The sequence below is a fragment of the Bacillus sp. MBGLi79 genome, from assembly GCF_002953915.1.
The window spans coordinates 1,793,350-1,809,462 of record NZ_CP026521.1 but is presented as its reverse complement, the minus strand read 5'-3'; the positions used below and the strand labels follow the sequence as shown (position 1 = coordinate 1,809,462).

Sequence of the window (16,113 nt, the reverse complement as noted above, 5' to 3'; positions counted from 1 at the left end):
AAACCCTTTTGACCATGGATAATCAGATAGAGCCTATAGTAATAAAGTATCTAAAAGATCGCCGGTATAAAAGCCTGTTTGATTTTGAAAAGGAAATGGCTTGTGACAGCACTACTGTATAATCTTTGAAGGCCGCTTACATCTCTTCTAAACAGTTTCACTCCGCATTTTCTATAAAAAACAAGAGTGTATATCAAATGATATACACTCTTTGTTCTTTATGCTTTTTCAATTTCGAGGAGCAGATCTCCCGTTTGAATCGGCTCACCATTTTTCACATGAACTTGCTTGACTGTTCCTGAGAAAGGGGCTTGAACCGTTGTTTCCATTTTCATCGCTTCATTAATCATCAAATGATCACCTTTATTGACTTTTGTACCTGCTTCAGTCAATACCTTAATAACGGTTCCAGGCATGGAAGCTGCGATGTGGCTTGGATTTGTCCGGTCTGCTTTCAGCCTTTCCTGAACGGAAGACTTAATGCTTTCATCTTTAACGACTACTTCACGCGGCTGCCCGTTCAGTTCGAAATAAACGACGCGAGTGGCGTCAGGCTGAGGCTCGCCGATTGAAATCAGCTTAACGATCAGCGTTTTGCCGCGCTCAATTTCAACTTCTATCTCTTCACCTAATGTCATGCCGTAGAAGAATGTCGGTGTATCTAATACCGAGATGTCTCCGTAGCTTTCTGTCGTTTTCACATAATCAGTGAAAACTTTAGGATAAAGGGCATACGCCACGGCGTCCTGATCCGAAATTTCCAAGTTATGCTGCTCTTTAAATTCTTGTTTGATCGCTTCAAATGACACCGGCTCAAGCAGTTCGCCCGGTCTGACTGTAATCGGCTCCTGCCCTTTTAAGATCAGCTTTTGCAGTTTTTCCGGGAATCCGCCATGAGGCTGCCCGATATTCCCTTTGAAAAGCTCCACAACAGAATCAGGGAAATCTAATGATTCGCCTTTTTCGTAAACGTCTTTTTCAGTCAGGTTGTTTTGCACCATATAGAGTGCCATATCTCCGACTACTTTTGAAGAAGGCGTTACCTTGACGATGTCACCGAACATATCGTTCACGCGTCTGTACATTTCCTTGACTTCATTCCAGCGGTCGCCAAGGCCTACTCCCTTGGCCTGCTGCTGCAGGTTGCTGTATTGACCCCCTGGCATCTCGTGCTCATAAATTTCAGTATGCGGAGACTTCATTCCGCTTTCAAATTCACTATAATATTTACGCACTGACTCCCAATATTGGGACAGCAATTCAACGTTTTGAACATTCATTTCCGGACGGCGGTTGTTGCCTTCCATCGCATGATAAAATCCGCTCGCGCTAGGCTGTGACGTTAATCCCGCCATTGAGCTGACCGCCACATCTATGATATCAACACCGGCTTCCACAGCTTTTGCATACATATAAATACCGTTTCCGCTCGTATCATGTGTATGAAGGTGAACCGGAATGTCGATCGTTTCTTTCAACGCAGAAACGAGTTCATATGCAGCCTGCGGTTTTAACAGCCCTGCCATATCTTTAATCCCGAGAATATGGGCACCGGCCGCCTCAAGCTCCTTCGCCATCGATGTATAATAAGCAAGATCGTACTTCGTCCGGTTCTTGTCAAGGATATCTCCCGTATAACAAATCGCCGCTTCTGCCACTTTGCCGGTATCCCGAACGGCATCAATGGCTAACGTCATTCCTTTTACCCAGTTTAAGCTGTCGAAAATACGGAACACATCAATGCCCGATTGAGCTGATTGCTTCACAAATTCTTTAATCACATTGTCCGGATAATTCGTATAGCCAACCGCATTTGATGAGCGAAGCAGCATCTGGAATAAGGTATTCGGCACTTCTTCACGAAGGTCTTCCAAACGTTTCCACGGATCCTCTTTTAGGAATCGGTAGGCTACATCGAAGGTCGCGCCTCCCCACATTTCCATACTGAACAGTTCAGGCCATAATGCAGACGTTGGATTTGCGATTTTTTTCAAATCATGCGATCTGATTCTAGTTGCCAATAACGATTGGTGGGCATCCCTGAATGTCGTATCTGTTAAAAGGACAGATTTCTGCTCCTTAACCCAATTTGCAAGCCCTTCTGCACCTTTTTCATCGAGAATTTGCTTTGTTCCTCTGGCGGGCTGCTGATCAGCGTCTATCTTTACGGTTAACGGCTTGTCAAACGCCGGTTTTTCTTTTTTCCCGATTCCGGGGAAGCCGTTCACTGTCACATTGCCGATGTAAGTGAGCATTTTCGTTCCGCGGTCTTTTTGTTTAGGAAAAATAAATAATTCAGGCGTTGTGTCAATGAAAGACGTATCATATTGCCCTGTCAGGAACTTCTCATGTTTTGCAACGTTCTCAAGGAACGGAATGTTCGTTTTTATGCCTCTGATTCTAAACTCCTGAAGGTTTCGTACCATTTTGGCAGCCGCCTGTTCAAACGTTAAAGCCCAAGTTGAAAGCTTAACGAGCAGTGAATCATAGTATGGTGTGATCACGGCGCCTTGGAAGCTGTTTCCGGTATCAAGACGGACACCAAAACCGCCGCCTGAACGGTAAGCCATGATTTTTCCTGTATCAGGCATGAAATCATTTTGCGGATCCTCAGTCGTAACCCGTGACTGAATGGCATAGCCGATTGTAAAAATGTCCTTTTGCTCAGGAATATTTACTTTTTTGCTGTGAAGACTGTGCCCTTGGGCAACAAGGATCTGTGTTTGAACAATATCGACACCCGTAATCATTTCTGTTATCGTGTGTTCAACTTGTACGCGAGGATTTACTTCAATAAAGTAGAACTCGTTGTTTGCAACAAGGAATTCGACCGTACCCGCATTTATATAGTTTACATTTTTCGCAAGCGCAACAGCCGCCTCACAAATTTGATCCCTTAATTCAGGTGACAGCGATACACTTGGCGCCACTTCAATGACCTTTTGGTGGCGTCGTTGAACGGAACAATCCCTTTCAAAAAGATGGACGACATTGCCCTGCTTGTCTCCAATCACCTGAACTTCAATATGTTTCGGATTTTCAATTAATTTTTCTACATAAACTTCATCATTGCCAAAGGCTGCTTTCGCCTCTGATTTTGCACGTTCATATGCTTCTTTGACTTCACTTTCAGCTCTGACAATCCGCATACCGCGGCCGCCGCCGCCAAGCGAGGCTTTAATGATAATCGGATAACCGTTAGCTTGTCCAAATTGTTCAACAGCTTCAAGCGTTTCTGCAGGACCGTCGCTTCCGGGAATCACGGGGATTCCGGCTTTTTCTGCCTGCTCACGCGCTTTTACCTTGTCACCAAACATATCGAGATGCTCGGATTTTGGACCAATGAATACGATGCCTTCTTCTTCACATCGTCTCGCAAAATGAATATTTTCAGATAAGAAACCGTATCCCGGATGAATTGCATCGACTTTGTTTCTTTTCGCAATATCAATGATCCCTTCAATATCCAGGTAAGCATCAATCGGTTTTTTCCCTTCACCGACTAAGTATGCTTCATCCGCTTTGTACCGATGGTAGGAACCGGAATCTTCTTTTGAATAGACCGCAACTGTACGAATATTCAACTCGGTACACGCCCGGAATATTCGGATTGCAATTTCTCCCCTGTTTGCTACTAATACTTTTTGTATCGATTGCTGAGACAAACTTTTTTCCCCCTTACCCGAATGGAATATAATCTATCATAGCGGAATATCCTTCCCCTGTACACACTTGTTTTTTACTGATAAACAGTTTTTTTAAGCTGTTTCTTTTTCAGTCCCTTCGTCGCCAAGGGTTCTCTCTTTTTCTTATTCTCTGAATATTTTACAAACATGCTGATATTCGCTAATATCCCCATACTCCCCAGCAGCAGCACCAAAGAAGAGCCCCCGTAACTGATAAATGGCAGGGTAACCCCTGTAATCGGAATTAATCCGCTGACACCGCCAAGGTTAATAAACGACTGGATGGCAATCATGCTTGAAATGCCGATCGCTAGAAGACTTCCAAACGGGTCCTCGCATTTTCTGGCAATATAAAAACCTTTTATGACGACAAAACCCAATAAGAAAATCACAAACAATACCCCAAAAATGCCGAGCTCTTCAGCAATGACAGCCATAATAAAGTCAGTGTGTGATTCAGGCAGATATCCGTATTTTTGGATACTTTCACCGAGCCCCAGACCGAAAATGCCGCCTGAGCCGATCGCATAATAAGAATTGATCACTTGCAAACCTGATGAATTTGCATACTTAAATGGGTCTTCAAGACTCTCAAAACGCGCTAAACGGCCTTCAGTTAAAATTTTATCCTGATTCAAATAGATAATCGGGCTGACTAAAATCAAAACAATTCCGCCCAGTATGACAAGCCTCATCAGTGTCTTTCCGCTGAAGCCGGAGCACAAGATCATGCACGTCGCAATCAGCCCGATAATCATGGCTGTACCGAAATCTGGCTGCATGGCAATTAACCCGCAAATCACAAGCGTCATGACTACCGGAGGGGCTACTCCCGTTAACAGATGGTCGATATAACTTTGTTTTTTTGCATATACGGCTGCAAGATATAAAATCACGACCAGTTTCACAAATTCCCCCGGCTGGATACTCATTCCGCCAATTTTAAACCAGCTCTGCGCGTTTCCGGCAACATGCCCGAAAACAAACAGTGAGATAAGCGCAAGAACAGATACAAGCAGTATCCCCTTCTGAAACTTTTGATGGGCCAGTGCTTTATAAGGAAACAACGCCATGAGAATAAATAGAGCGCCACCCGCAATTAAAGCAAACAGCTGCCGCATGAAGAAAAAATTACTGCTTACTCCATACCGGGAGACAGCCGTAATCATGCTTGAGCTGTATACCATCACTAAACCGAATCCGCACAGTAAAACAATTGCGAATATCAGTGAGTAATCATAAGATTTTAGCATTTTTTTTAACATAACATCCTCTTCCCTGCTTCTAACTTCCATTAACTATGGTTTTTATGTATTTATCTTTTTTATTTTACTACAATTTATCAAACGAGACGAAGAATCTCTATACGATTCGGAAGGAATGTGTAAAAAAAGACCGTCTTTAAGAGAGAAAAATAGCGGTTATAAAAAAACCCAAACTGTTAATAAGTTTGAGTTTTATCATTTATTTACTTGTAAACGCGTCATGCAATGCAGACAATTCACGTTCCAATGTGTATAAAAGGTCTTTACCGTCTTTTTCATCAACCAATCCCAGGCGGACAGCAAAATCGATTTCCCTCGAAAGCCCGAACATTTGAGTATCTAAGACCTCTTCATATAGAGGACATTGAGGCATCGTTAAGTTATCCATTTGTACTCGGATCAGCTTCAAAATCTTCTCAGCGTCAACTTTTAAGAGTTCAAAAGCTTTTTGCCGATGGTCAACTATCATCTCTGAAGCCAAAAGTATCCCTCCGTTCCCCAGGCGAGTACCTAATTCTTCTATTTATCATAAAGGGTATCAGCAGAAAATGCAAGAGGATTTAAGCAGATGACATAAATTAAAAAATACTCAGCCTGTACATCTCAGACATGATTTCCAAAAGCTTTACACCTGCAATGCTGTTGCCTTTTTCGTCCAATGCCGGACCGAAAATACCGATCCCGAAATCATAAGGTGAAATGCCCATAATCCCGCCGGATACGCCGCTTTTCGCAGGGATTCCGACCTTAATTGCGAATTCCCCGCTTGCATTGTACATTCCGCACGTCACCATAAATGTTTTGCAAATTCTTGCGACATCTTTTGAGATGACCTGCTCCCCAGTCTCAGGATTTCTGCCATTCAATGCAAATACAGATCCGATTTTCGCTAAATCCAAGCTGCTCATCTCAATCGCGCATTGCTTCGTGTATAAATCCATTACTGCTTCTACATCATCCTCAAAAATGCCGTACTGCTTCATATAATAACACATTGCCCGATTAATCATTGAAGTGCTGTATTCGGATTCAGCCACTTCCCGGCAGTATGTAATCTCTTGGTTGTTTGTCAGCCTTCTAATAAAAGATAGCAAATAATCAAGTCTCTCTTTCACCGTTCTTCCTCTAATCAAACTTGTCACTACCAATGCCCCGGCATTAATCATAGGGTTTAACGGCTTGCTCGGATTTACTGTTTCCAGCTTGATAATTGAATTAAACGGATCACCGGTCGGCTCCTGTCCAACATAACTGAAGACCTTATCTTTGCCGTATTCCATTAATACCAAAGCAAGTGCAAGGACTTTCGATATACTTTGAAGCGTAAATGTTTTTTCTACGTCACCTGCTGACAGGCAAACATTATTGGAATAATAAATCGCCACTGACAGATCGTGTTTATCAGCTTTTGCCAAGGCAGGAATATAACTGGCTACCTCCCCCTTGTCCGTTACTTTTTTCGCCTTTTTCACTAAGGCTTCAAGCTCATCATTATGCCGGCATACCATGCAAACACCCTCGTTCCCTCAGCATTTCAATATACATAATTTGTACACAAAGTGACAATTCATGCGAAAACTTTTATAATTTTGAGAGAAGGGGGTCATATTATGAGCGTTATCCAAGTAAAAGGCAATGTTACATATCCGATTACCATTGATCCAAGCGTCTGGATTTTTGATGATCGCAAATTTTCGTTTGACCGCAAAGGGGGCAGTCAAGACACATTACAATCTACCGGGGATGAATCCGAGCTTGATTCAGAGCGCGTCATCAGAGAGGGCCGGATTGCGCCGCCGACTTTAAAGACAGAAAAACAATACGAGAAGCAAAAACTGATGAACGGCAGTTTTGCAATGAGACTTGGGACTGTGCTGAAAAATGCCGAGCCGAACAGCTCTGCGACACAATGTGTATTTGTCACAAGTTCAGGAAAGGCCGCCGTTTCTCTGGAAACCGCTTTGAACAGTATTGTCCATTTCAGTGAGGCAGGTAAGCCGATTCAAGAAGGCGGCCCCGTGCATATTTACTTTGAAAATCCGGTTCATCATAAACAGCCGATTACCGATTTAAAAGAAATCGAAATCATTTAATGTTACAGCAAGTCAGCGGCAAGCTGGGCGAGACCTGATCTCTCACCTTTTAACAGCTTCACGCTGCCTGAGATGGGTTGTCCTTTAAACCGCTCGACCACATAGGCCAAACCATTGTTCAGACTGTCTAAATATGGGTGATCAATTTGTTCAGGATCGCCCATTAAGACTATTTTACTGCCCTCACCGACCCTCGTTAGCAATGTTTTTACCTCATGCCTGGTCAAATTTTGCGCTTCATCAATGATAATAAATTGATCTGGAATGCTTCTCCCTCTGATATAAGTCAGCGCCTCTACCTGAATTGAGCCAATTCCCGCCAAAATAGCCTCAAGCTCCCCTGGTTTTTTCGCATTGAACAGAAACTCCAAGTTGTCAAAAATTGGCTGCATCCAAGGCTTTAGCTTTTCCTCTTTTTCGCCTGGCAAATACCCGATGTCTTTGCCAACAGGTACAATTGGCCTTGCGACGACCAGCTTTTTATATATCCCCAAGTCTTCTGTCTGTAATAGCCCTGCCGCCAAGGCTAAGAGCGTCTTTCCGGTCCCCGCTTTTCCGATCAGGGTAACCAGCGGAATATCTTCCCGCAGCAAAAGCTCTAACGCCATTGTCTGCTGTACATTTTTCGGCCTGATCCCCCATATATGTTCATCATCAAATACGAGTCTTTTTAATACCGTTCCGGTTTTATCTGCAATCCCGACAGCCGAGGAGGACCCTCCCAGCTCATCCTTCATTAAAGCAAATTGATTCGGATAAAACGCATGCTGCTTCACATCGTTTACAGAAATTTGGTTTTTCCCGTAAAAAGAGCTGAACAGCTGCTGGCTGATATATATATCTTTATAGCCGCTGTACATTTCATCATTGTCCACAACCCTGTCATTTAAGAAATCTTCGGCAAGAAGTCCAATTGCGTCCGCTTTAACCCTAACAAGTACATCCTTGCTGACGAGGATAACCGGCCTGCCATTTTCCTTTGTTTCTTCCTCTAGGCTTAGATTTTTCGCAACAGCTAATATGCGATTATCGTTCGTCTTTTCAATAAAGATCTCTTGCAGCTGGTGAAACGAACGATGATTCAGTTCAATTCTCAGTGTGCCACCAGTGTCAAGCGGCACATGCTCATGCAGCCTGCCTTTTTGCCTTAGCGCATCGATCAGCTTAGATACATGCCTCGCATTCCTCCCAACTTCGTCCATATACCGTTTTTTTGAATCAACCTCTTCTAATACGACAGCAGGGATGACAACCTCGTTTTCTTCAAAAGAAAATATCGCGTTAGGATCCTGTAATAACACATTCGTATCTAACACATAAATTTTACTCAAGTCTCAGCCTCCTGATATAAGGGTCAAAGTTCTTCCTGCTTCTCTTTTGATGAAAAAGGTGAATGCCTGCTAAAATATATGTTTTTGTGCATAAAGATAGAAGGTTAATTCAACAATAAAATTAATGAAAGCATTTCAAGGAGGGACCCGCAAGTGCGAATTCTTTTCATTATCATACAGCTGACGCTTATCCTGTCCGCTTGTGCCTATCAACAAGGTAAACAGGACCAGAATGTTGAAAAGGAATCAACAAGACAGCAGGAGACTAAACCGATTCATGTAAAGGACACAACTCAGGAAACAAAAGACAATGGAACTAGAGCGGATATAGCCAAGCATCTGGTCAGCGTTGCTGATAGAAACCCCGACGTCAAGGATGCAACAGCTGTTGTGCTGGGAGGTTATGCTGTTGTTGGGATTGATGTCGATGACACTTTGGACAGAAGCAAAGTGGAAACCATCAAATACTCTGTAGCACAGGCTCTAAAAAATGATCGATATGGCGCCAACGCAGTTGTTATTGCAGATCCCGATACGGTCAGCCGCCTGCGTGAAATGAGCAGAGAAATCAGTGAGGGCCATCCGGTAACAGGCATACTGGATGAATTAGCTGCGATTGTCGGCAGAGTGCTTCCCGAAGTGCCTAACGATGTGATTGACAATGAAGACGAGCCGCAAACAAAGCAGCAAAATGATCAATTAAATAGAAAACAGCAGCAGGAAATGGAGAAGGAACAAAACGATCAATCAGATCATCATATGAAAAAGAACAACAATGATTAAGCTATAGCCTTGCGCTTTAGCTTTTTCTTATTTTGGACAGCTTCTGATCCGTGCTATAATACATGTTAGTGAAAGAGGTGATATGATGAGGGTCAAATGTTCTATTTGCGATAAAATTGAAACAATTGATGATGATACCCTGATCGCGAAACGGCTTCGAAACCGCCCGATCCATACATATATGTGCCAGGAATGCCACGATCGGATTGCCAAAAAAACAGAAGAACGGCTGAAAACGGGAAAATTTACGTTTCACCCGGGACAGCAGAAAAAAGAAAAAGTCAAAAAATAAAGCGGCCGCTTAACATACAGAACAAAAAAAGACTCAGCTGAAAGCTGAGTCTTTTATGATTTTGCAGACTGTCCCTTTTTCGACTGATACAGCCGAATTTTGTAAATGATTAAAATCAGCGCAGCGACAACCAATCCTTCTGCCACGGGCAAAAACACTCCTAAAAAAGTCAAAACAGTGCAGCCTAAAGCAAGAAATACATACACCACCGCTGATTTTAACACAGGAAGCCGTTTAGCAAATCCAAGCTTAAATACAATAACGGCCAACACAAAAATCGTGCCGTACAGCAGCCACATGCCTGCCGCAGGCTGCCGGTCTACTTGATATAGAGCGGCGAAGAACGACAGGCGTTCGCTTACGTCATTCAAAAAGATTCCCTCCCCTGTAAACGTACGGGTTCTATCTTTTCAAATTCTGCACGAGCTTAAGACAATCCTGCTGTTTTTTTCTTTTTAGCCGCTTTTTCACGTTCGTTCTTATTGAGGATTTTCTTTCTTAAACGGATGGATTCAGGTGTTACTTCACAATATTCATCTTCGTTTAAGTACTCTAGAGACTCCTCAAGAGACATGATGCGCGCTTTTTTAATTGTAGTTGTCTGATCCTTTGTCGCAGAGCGGACGTTTGTTTGCTGTTTCATTTTGCTGACGTTAACAACAAGGTCATTGTCACGGTTATGCTCTCCAACGATCATTCCTTCGTATACTTCAGTTCCCGGCTCAACGAAGATAACACCGCGGTCTTCAATTCCTTGAATACCATAAGATGTCGCTTTTCCGTTTTCCATTGATACAAGCACACCTTGACGGCGTCCGCCGACTTGGCCCGCCTGCATCGGCTGGTAGCTGTCAAACGTATGGTTCAGAATACCGAATCCGCGTGTTAATGATAGGAACTCAGTAGAGTAACCGATCAATCCGCGGGAAGGAACTGTAAAGATAAGACGGACTTGGCCGTTTCCATTGTTGATCATATCCACCATTTCGCCTTTGCGTGCTCCCATTGATTCCATGACAGAGCCAGTATGCTCTTCAGGCACATCAATTTGCACACGCTCAACAGGCTCACAGCGTACGCCGTCAATTTCTTTGATGATAACTTCAGGTTTTGACACTTGAAGCTCATAACCCTCACGGCGCATATTTTCAATTAAAATTGACAAGTGCAGCTCACCGCGTCCGGAGACAACCCAAGCATCAGGAGAAGCTGTTGGCTCTACACGCAAGCTCACATCCGTCTGAAGCTGTGATTCAAGACGCTCTTCGATTTTACGAGCCGTTACATATTTGCCTTCACGGCCTGCAAACGGACTGTTATTCACGACAAATGTCATTTGAAGTGTCGGCTCATCAATGCGAAGCACCGGGAGCGGATCTTGATGGTCTACAGGGCATACCGTTTCACCAACGTTGATATCTTCCATCCCGGATACCGCAACGAGGTCTCCCGCTTTTGCTTCTTCAATTTCCACACGCTTTAAGCCTTGGAAACCAAAAATCTTTGTTACACGGAATGACTTAGCCGTTCCGTCAAGCTTCATAAGAGAAACCTGCTGTCCGACTTTCATCGTGCCGCGGAATACGCGTCCGATTCCGATACGGCCTACATAGTCGTTGTAGTCAAGAAGAGCAACTTGGAATTGAAGCGGCTCCTCTGCATTATCAACAGGTGCCGGAACATGCTTAATAATTGTTTCATATAAAGCTTCCATGTTTTCATCCTGTTGTTTCGGATCAAGACTCGCTGTTCCATTAATCGCGGAAGCATATACTACTGGGAACTCGAGCTGCTCTTCATTGGCATCAAGCTCAATGAACAGATCAAGAACTTCATCGATTACTTCCTCAGGACGGGCAAAGTCACGGTCAATTTTGTTTACAACAACAACCGGGTTCAGGTTTTGCTCAAGAGCTTTTTTCAGAACGAACCGAGTTTGAGGCATACAGCCTTCATATGCGTCAACGACAAGCACTACGCCGTCAACCATTTTCATAATCCGTTCTACTTCTCCCCCAAAGTCTGCGTGTCCAGGGGTGTCCAAAATATTGATACGTGTATCTTTATAGTTAATCGCAGTATTTTTCGCCAAAATTGTAATGCCGCGTTCGCGTTCAAGATCATTAGAGTCCATTGCGCGTTCAGCAACCTGTTCGTTGGCACGGAACGTTCCAGCCTGATGTAAAAGCTGATCGACTAAAGTCGTTTTCCCATGGTCAACGTGGGCAATAATCGCGATGTTGCGAAGATCATTTCGAAGTTTCACTTTTTCATCTCCTAAAAAAATTAGATAACTTTCATATTATACCACACATCCTCTTTAAAAGCGTCACGTTTTTCAGTAAACTTAATATAAGACGTAAAAGGGGATGGAAAATATGAAAAAAACGAATTGGCTTTTACTATTATTTGCATTTGCAGCGGTTTTCAGCATTATGCTGATCGGCGTCTTTATCGCTGAAAAAAGCGCTATTGGCATTATCGCCAGCATTGTACTTGTTTGCGCCGTTATGGGCGGCGGATTTACATTGAAAAAGAAAATGCGCGAACAGGGTTTGCTTGATTAAAAGCATTGCCCCGCCGGCGACATTGTAATCAAAAAACACCGCAAAGAAAGCGGTGTTTTTCATTTCTTTAAGCCTTATCTCCCCTGTTTCTTAGTTAGGAAGATGCAAATCATCCTTCATACATAGACAATCGTTCTAACGATCACACACGCAGCCTTCAAAAAGTAGTTCGACAACGATACACATAAAATACCATAGCGCCTATTTCTCTATCGGTAATCACTCCCTATAATGGAATTTGTAGCACAATCCATAAAAGGGAGAGAAGAAACATGAAGAACACATTTGTAAAAAAAGCGATGCTAACGACTGCCGCAATGACCTCAGCTGCTCTATTAACGTTCGGCCCTGATGCAGCCAGCGCAAAAACACCGGCTGATCACACTGATGTTTATGTTCAGCATCAGACAGTCACAAACGAAGATATCAATGCATTTATTGATATTCTAAATCAGTGTATATACGAACAAGACGGTGTATATTATTTCGACAGCGAAAAAGCTGTCGAGTTAGGAATGACAAAAGAAGAGGCTCAAGTCATCGCAAAATTGTGGGAATCGACATCAGAATTTTTCAGCATTGTTTCACAATGTGTGTATCTCGAGGATGGAGATTATAAATTTGATACAGAAAAAGCAGTTGAACTTGGCTTCACAGAAAAAGAAGCACTTGCACTTGAACAATTTTTCTCCGCTGTTTCCTTAAAGATTCACATTCTTCAAGCAGCCATTGTGCTGCAAGATGATGTATACAGCTATGATAAAGATGCAGCGGTACAAGCAGGCGCAACGCCAATGCAAGCTGACGTTTATGAAAAACTCTTCAGTGCCCTGTCACAAGAACAGCTTGCCGCTATCTACGATATGATTCATCCCCAGGCTTAATCTAAAAAAGCGCTTGTCAGACGGACAAGCGCTTTGCTTTATATTAGCAGTTTGATGATCAGCATCACGGCAAATGCCGCTCCAAACCAGCAGGCAGCTTTTATGATCAGTAAACCATAGTACCTCTGTTTAAAACGCATTTCTTCTTCCGGCAGAAAAGCCTCCTCAACAGCCTGCTCACTTTCCAATTCAAATGGCTCAGCCATCGTGTCATACATGTCTTTGCAGTTGCTGCATATTTTTAAATGCTCTTCTATGATGTGTTCCGTTTCTCTTTTACAATCACCCTCAAGATACAGAGGAAGCAGGTCCCTTACTAAATAGCACGTCATATCCGCTCCTCCTCTTTCCTTTTCGTCATGTTTTTCTTCAGCTCTAATCTAGCCCGGTGCAATGTGGTTTTCACCTTAGAAAGACTCCATCCTAATATCTCAGCGATTTCTTCATAAGTAAGCTCTTGGAATTCTCTTAAAATCAAAACGGATTGATGCTGATCTTTTAACTTCAGGAGCTCCTGCCGCAGCGTTTCGCTTTTTACCGTCCGTGACAGATACTGTTCAGGCTGCTCATAAGTTGTTTGCGTTAACCCTTCATTTTTGCTGATATCAGTAAATTGGTATTTGACATCCCTGCGGTACCAATTGATAAAGGTGTGATGGGCAATGGTGTAGAGCCATGTTCTGATGGAAGAATGCCCCCTAAACGAGGCCAGGCCGTTAAGAGCTTTCACAAACGTGTCTTGCGCTAAGTCCTTGGCTGTTTCAAGGTGATGAGTCCTTCTGAATAAATAATTTAAAATTTCTTGATAATACTGCCGATACAAGTCCTCAATGGAATCCCTATGCTTCATTAAAAGTAAAACCACACCGTCATCCAAATGGCCAATAAAATGAAACAGATATACATGGAAGACAGGTATACTTTCATATATCTCATTTGGCTTTCTTCCTCAGCACCAGGGCTTCTCTTTAAACAAGTTCTACTCTTTAAATCCTCCGCATTCTTTTCAAATAGGGACTCATGCTGTTTCATCCATTCCATTGATTCATCCTCTAACTCTCCTTCTTTATACAAGTCGTATAAGTCTAAAAAAACGGACTCTTTTTCTTTATGATTCATAAAGACTTTTCACCTCTTGTGTTTCTCCATCCACTACATAGGCATCATGGCGATTTGAACCAAACGGCTGAATAATGATCAGCCATGCATAATGTCGTTCATCCCCTCTTTGAACGATAATCGGACGCATACGCTTTTTGTAAATGACATCCTGATATGCAGAAGCTACTTTTTCGTAAGCCAATGTTCCATCACGATACGTATATGGGAATGCCTGATCAGGTGTATCGCTGTATACATAAACATTTAGCTGACCTTGATCTTCAAAAAACTCATATGTTTTAGAAGAATCAGTATACATTACCAAGTCACTCTTCCTGCTTTTTTTCTTCATTTCTGATACATCAGCATCGAAGACCGTTAATACCTGCTGCTGCAGCCGGCTGTTAGTCAGTGAAATTTCCTTTTTCATTGGAATCGAGAGACTGTGTAAACTACCGGATTCTCCATCAAATTCCAATATAACTCCCTCTTTTGTTTCAACACGCACCATGCTTCCGAGCAGGCTGTCGCTTTCAATACCAGTGATCTGATAAGGCTGTTTTGATATGTTCAGCGCTGTAAACATTTGTTCCACTTTGTCGTGAATGTCTTGTTCTGTTATATGAACATGCAAAAGAGAGTCAAGCTGATAAATCGAAGGATCTTCACTAAAACCCATTAAGGTTTCCTTTTCCCAATAAAATACCGCGCCATCATCAGCATGATCTTTTTTATGAAGTCGGTTTTTCAGGTATATACGTACGACTGTCTGGCCGTCCTCATTAGATACGTTTGTTTCGATATGATCCTTATGTAACATACGTCCGTGTCGCTCAAGGAAAGCGATGGACTTCCGCTTGTACTCCTGATTCGTTAGCTTTTTCCCATGCGCTTTTTGTAAGTATTCATAATTACGGATCAGCTGCGATACTTCATCTACCTCAGCTTTATAACTCTTGCTTTCAAATGAGTAGAAATAATGCACATCCATGTTCGTATCGTGTAAATAAAGTGTTTCATCCGTAGGAAAAAATGACTTTAGTATCTGTTCCGCTTTTTCTGATGAAATGTGCTCCCCGACAAAATTGAATGAATCATGGACATTTATCGGTTTTGATACAGAGAAAGCAGCCGTTGCTATGTTATATATCGGATTTAAGAGAAGGACAAAAAACACCATGACAGCCATCGGCAGCCACTTATTCACACGCACATAAACCTTTCCTGACTTTTGGAACAGATGATAGCTCATCAAAAATCCCGCCATTGTCAAATAAATCGTATATGGCATTACTGCACCATAATCTTTTGAGATTTGATTGGGATATGGCGCAAGTAGCAAGACAAGCAGTCCGATAATCAACGTATAAAATAAACCTAGTAAGATCTTATTCGTTCTCCAATACAGCTTGAAAAACACTACATTCAACACAATGGGAAGAGTGATGATGAAGAACAGAAACACGAATGCAATCGGCTCCATCCCAACCGGGTATTCCTTCCAATACGAAAAGAAACTAAAAATCATTTGTACGATCGGCAAACTGACAACGGCCAGGTCGAACGTATAAAACATACCCTTTCCGCCATGATCACGAAGCATCAACATGTAGTGAAAAGCCGTTAGCAGCACATAACCGTATAACAAAAAATGCAGCAGCGGCAGCAGTTCATTTCCGTCCTCTCTTAAGTACACGCTCGTGAAGTTTGTTGATTGCACCTGGTGAATAAGTTCAACAGACACCCCTGCCAGCAGCACAATCCGCAATATAACACCCGCCAAGAACATTGTGCGCTGCCGGTTTATTTTGGGATGATGCACCAAAAGATATATGCCCGCCAGAACAACAATTGACCATTGAATCAGCAGCGTGCTTTGTCTGCTTAATATAAAATAACGTTCGAAATGCAATACATAATGACTGAATAACTCCAACACAAACAACAATCCTTTACTTCTTATTAAGGCCTCATTCGGTTAGACAGCGGACTTTTCAAAAAGTTTCAATAAAAAACAAAAATATCTCATCTTCCCCTTGATATGTAAAAAACATAACTCTTGAATGAACCATCACATGACACTTGACTCATCTTGATATTATTCAACAAAA

Annotated in this window: 16 protein-coding genes; 5 read left to right on the top strand and 11 right to left on the bottom strand. The window is 42.5% G+C overall.

The features are described from left to right. Positions 1–218 precede the first annotated feature (218 nt). The 4 genes from pyc to glsA form a co-directional block, all read right to left on the bottom strand. Entirely contained in the window at positions 219–3,665 is a 3,447-nt protein-coding gene (gene pyc, locus C1T29_RS09215; RefSeq protein ID WP_103748804.1) for a pyruvate carboxylase, read from the bottom strand. Between the two features lie 74 nt (positions 3,666–3,739). Further along, positions 3,740–4,951: a cell division protein FtsW gene (gene ftsW / locus C1T29_RS09210; RefSeq protein WP_014663854.1), complete on the bottom strand. Its 1,212-nt coding sequence runs from the start codon at positions 4,949–4,951 to the stop codon at positions 3,740–3,742. Between the two features lie 199 nt (positions 4,952–5,150). After that, positions 5,151–5,432: an Fpa/YlaN family protein gene (locus C1T29_RS09205; RefSeq protein ID WP_014663853.1), complete on the bottom strand. Its 282-nt coding sequence runs from the start codon at positions 5,430–5,432 to the stop codon at positions 5,151–5,153. A 97-nt stretch (positions 5,433–5,529) separates the two neighbouring features. Next, on the bottom strand, positions 5,530–6,459 hold the full coding sequence (glsA, locus tag C1T29_RS09200; RefSeq protein WP_014663852.1) for a glutaminase A: 930 nt from the start codon (positions 6,457–6,459) through the stop codon (positions 5,530–5,532). 102 nt (positions 6,460–6,561) lie between these two features. Between glsA and C1T29_RS09195 the strand changes: the two genes are divergently transcribed. Further along, entirely contained in the window at positions 6,562–7,044 is a 483-nt protein-coding gene (locus C1T29_RS09195; protein ID WP_103748805.1) for a hypothetical protein, read from the top strand. A 2-nt stretch (positions 7,045–7,046) separates the two neighbouring features. On the opposite strand, the gene C1T29_RS09190 is transcribed toward C1T29_RS09195, so the two are convergent. Continuing rightward, positions 7,047–8,375 carry a PhoH family protein gene (locus tag C1T29_RS09190; protein ID WP_014663850.1) on the bottom strand — a complete coding sequence of 443 codons (1,329 nt, stop codon included), beginning with the start codon at positions 8,373–8,375 and terminating at the stop codon, positions 7,047–7,049. A gap of 153 nt (positions 8,376–8,528) precedes the next feature. On the opposite strand from C1T29_RS09190, the gene C1T29_RS09185 reads away from it, so the two are divergent. Together C1T29_RS09185 and C1T29_RS09180 are read left to right on the top strand one after the other, a co-directional pair. After that, entirely contained in the window at positions 8,529–9,158 is a 630-nt protein-coding gene (locus C1T29_RS09185; RefSeq protein WP_014663849.1) for a YhcN/YlaJ family sporulation lipoprotein, read from the top strand. An 82-nt stretch (positions 9,159–9,240) separates the two neighbouring features. Next, complete coding sequence (locus tag C1T29_RS09180) at positions 9,241–9,450, top strand: YlaI family protein (protein ID WP_003232271.1); 210 nt, start codon at positions 9,241–9,243, stop codon at positions 9,448–9,450. A 53-nt stretch (positions 9,451–9,503) separates the two neighbouring features. Here the strand turns inward: C1T29_RS09180 and C1T29_RS09175 are convergent, their stop codons facing one another. Beyond that, a complete protein-coding gene (locus C1T29_RS09175) occupies positions 9,504–9,821 on the bottom strand; it encodes a YlaH-like family protein (protein ID WP_003232274.1) in 318 nt (105 codons plus the stop codon). A 56-nt stretch (positions 9,822–9,877) separates the two neighbouring features. Further along, positions 9,878–11,716: a translational GTPase TypA gene (gene typA / locus C1T29_RS09170; RefSeq protein WP_095431384.1), complete on the bottom strand. Its 1,839-nt coding sequence runs from the start codon at positions 11,714–11,716 to the stop codon at positions 9,878–9,880. Between the two features lie 112 nt (positions 11,717–11,828). Between typA and C1T29_RS09165 the strand changes: the two genes are divergently transcribed. Further along, positions 11,829–12,017 carry a YlaF family protein gene (locus C1T29_RS09165; RefSeq protein ID WP_040083245.1) on the top strand — a complete coding sequence of 63 codons (189 nt, stop codon included), beginning with the start codon at positions 11,829–11,831 and terminating at the stop codon, positions 12,015–12,017. Positions 12,018–12,289: 272 nt separating this feature from the next. Continuing rightward, complete coding sequence (locus C1T29_RS09160; protein WP_014663847.1) at positions 12,290–12,901, top strand: hypothetical protein; 612 nt, start codon at positions 12,290–12,292, stop codon at positions 12,899–12,901. 38 nt (positions 12,902–12,939) lie between these two features. On the opposite strand, the gene C1T29_RS09155 is transcribed toward C1T29_RS09160, so the two are convergent. From C1T29_RS09155 to C1T29_RS09140, 4 genes are read right to left on the bottom strand one after another with little or no spacing between them, the layout of a single operon-like run. Next, positions 12,940–13,233, bottom strand: a complete 294-nt coding sequence (locus C1T29_RS09155) for an anti-sigma factor family protein (protein WP_103748806.1) — start codon at positions 13,231–13,233, stop codon at positions 12,940–12,942. After that, entirely contained in the window at positions 13,230–13,751 is a 522-nt protein-coding gene (ylaC, locus tag C1T29_RS09150) for an RNA polymerase sigma factor YlaC (protein WP_071580734.1), read from the bottom strand. Before ylaC ends, C1T29_RS09155 begins: the two co-directional genes overlap by 4 nt. Beyond that, positions 13,751–14,020, bottom strand: coding sequence for a hypothetical protein (locus C1T29_RS09145; protein WP_040083248.1), 270 nt, complete (start codon positions 14,018–14,020; stop codon positions 13,751–13,753). The genes ylaC and C1T29_RS09145 overlap by 1 nt, the downstream gene beginning before the upstream one ends. Next, a complete protein-coding gene (locus C1T29_RS09140) occupies positions 14,010–15,950 on the bottom strand; it encodes a hypothetical protein (protein WP_103748807.1) in 1,941 nt (646 codons plus the stop codon). The genes C1T29_RS09145 and C1T29_RS09140 overlap by 11 nt, the downstream gene beginning before the upstream one ends. Between the last annotated feature and the right edge of the window lie 163 nt (positions 15,951–16,113).

Excerpts from the sequence above, each read along its gene's own strand:
- C1T29_RS09145 (WP_040083248.1), bottom strand. The coding sequence starts at position 14,020 with ATGAATCATAAAGAAAAAGAGTCCGTTTTTTTAGACTTATACGACTTG.
- ylaC (WP_071580734.1), bottom strand. The coding sequence starts at position 13,751 with ATGAAGCATAGGGATTCCATTGAGGACTTGTATCGGCAGTATTATCAA.
- C1T29_RS09160 (WP_014663847.1), top strand. The coding sequence starts at position 12,290 with ATGAAGAACACATTTGTAAAAAAAGCGATGCTAACGACTGCCGCAATG.
- glsA (WP_014663852.1), bottom strand. The coding sequence starts at position 6,459 with ATGGTATGCCGGCATAATGATGAGCTTGAAGCCTTAGTGAAAAAGGCG.
- C1T29_RS09155 (WP_103748806.1), bottom strand. The coding sequence starts at position 13,233 with ATGACGTGCTATTTAGTAAGGGACCTGCTTCCTCTGTATCTTGAGGGT.
- C1T29_RS09180 (WP_003232271.1), top strand. The coding sequence starts at position 9,241 with ATGATGAGGGTCAAATGTTCTATTTGCGATAAAATTGAAACAATTGAT.
- ftsW (WP_014663854.1), bottom strand. The coding sequence starts at position 4,951 with ATGTTAAAAAAAATGCTAAAATCTTATGATTACTCACTGATATTCGCA.
- C1T29_RS09195 (WP_103748805.1), top strand. The coding sequence starts at position 6,562 with ATGAGCGTTATCCAAGTAAAAGGCAATGTTACATATCCGATTACCATT.
- C1T29_RS09165 (WP_040083245.1), top strand. The coding sequence starts at position 11,829 with ATGAAAAAAACGAATTGGCTTTTACTATTATTTGCATTTGCAGCGGTT.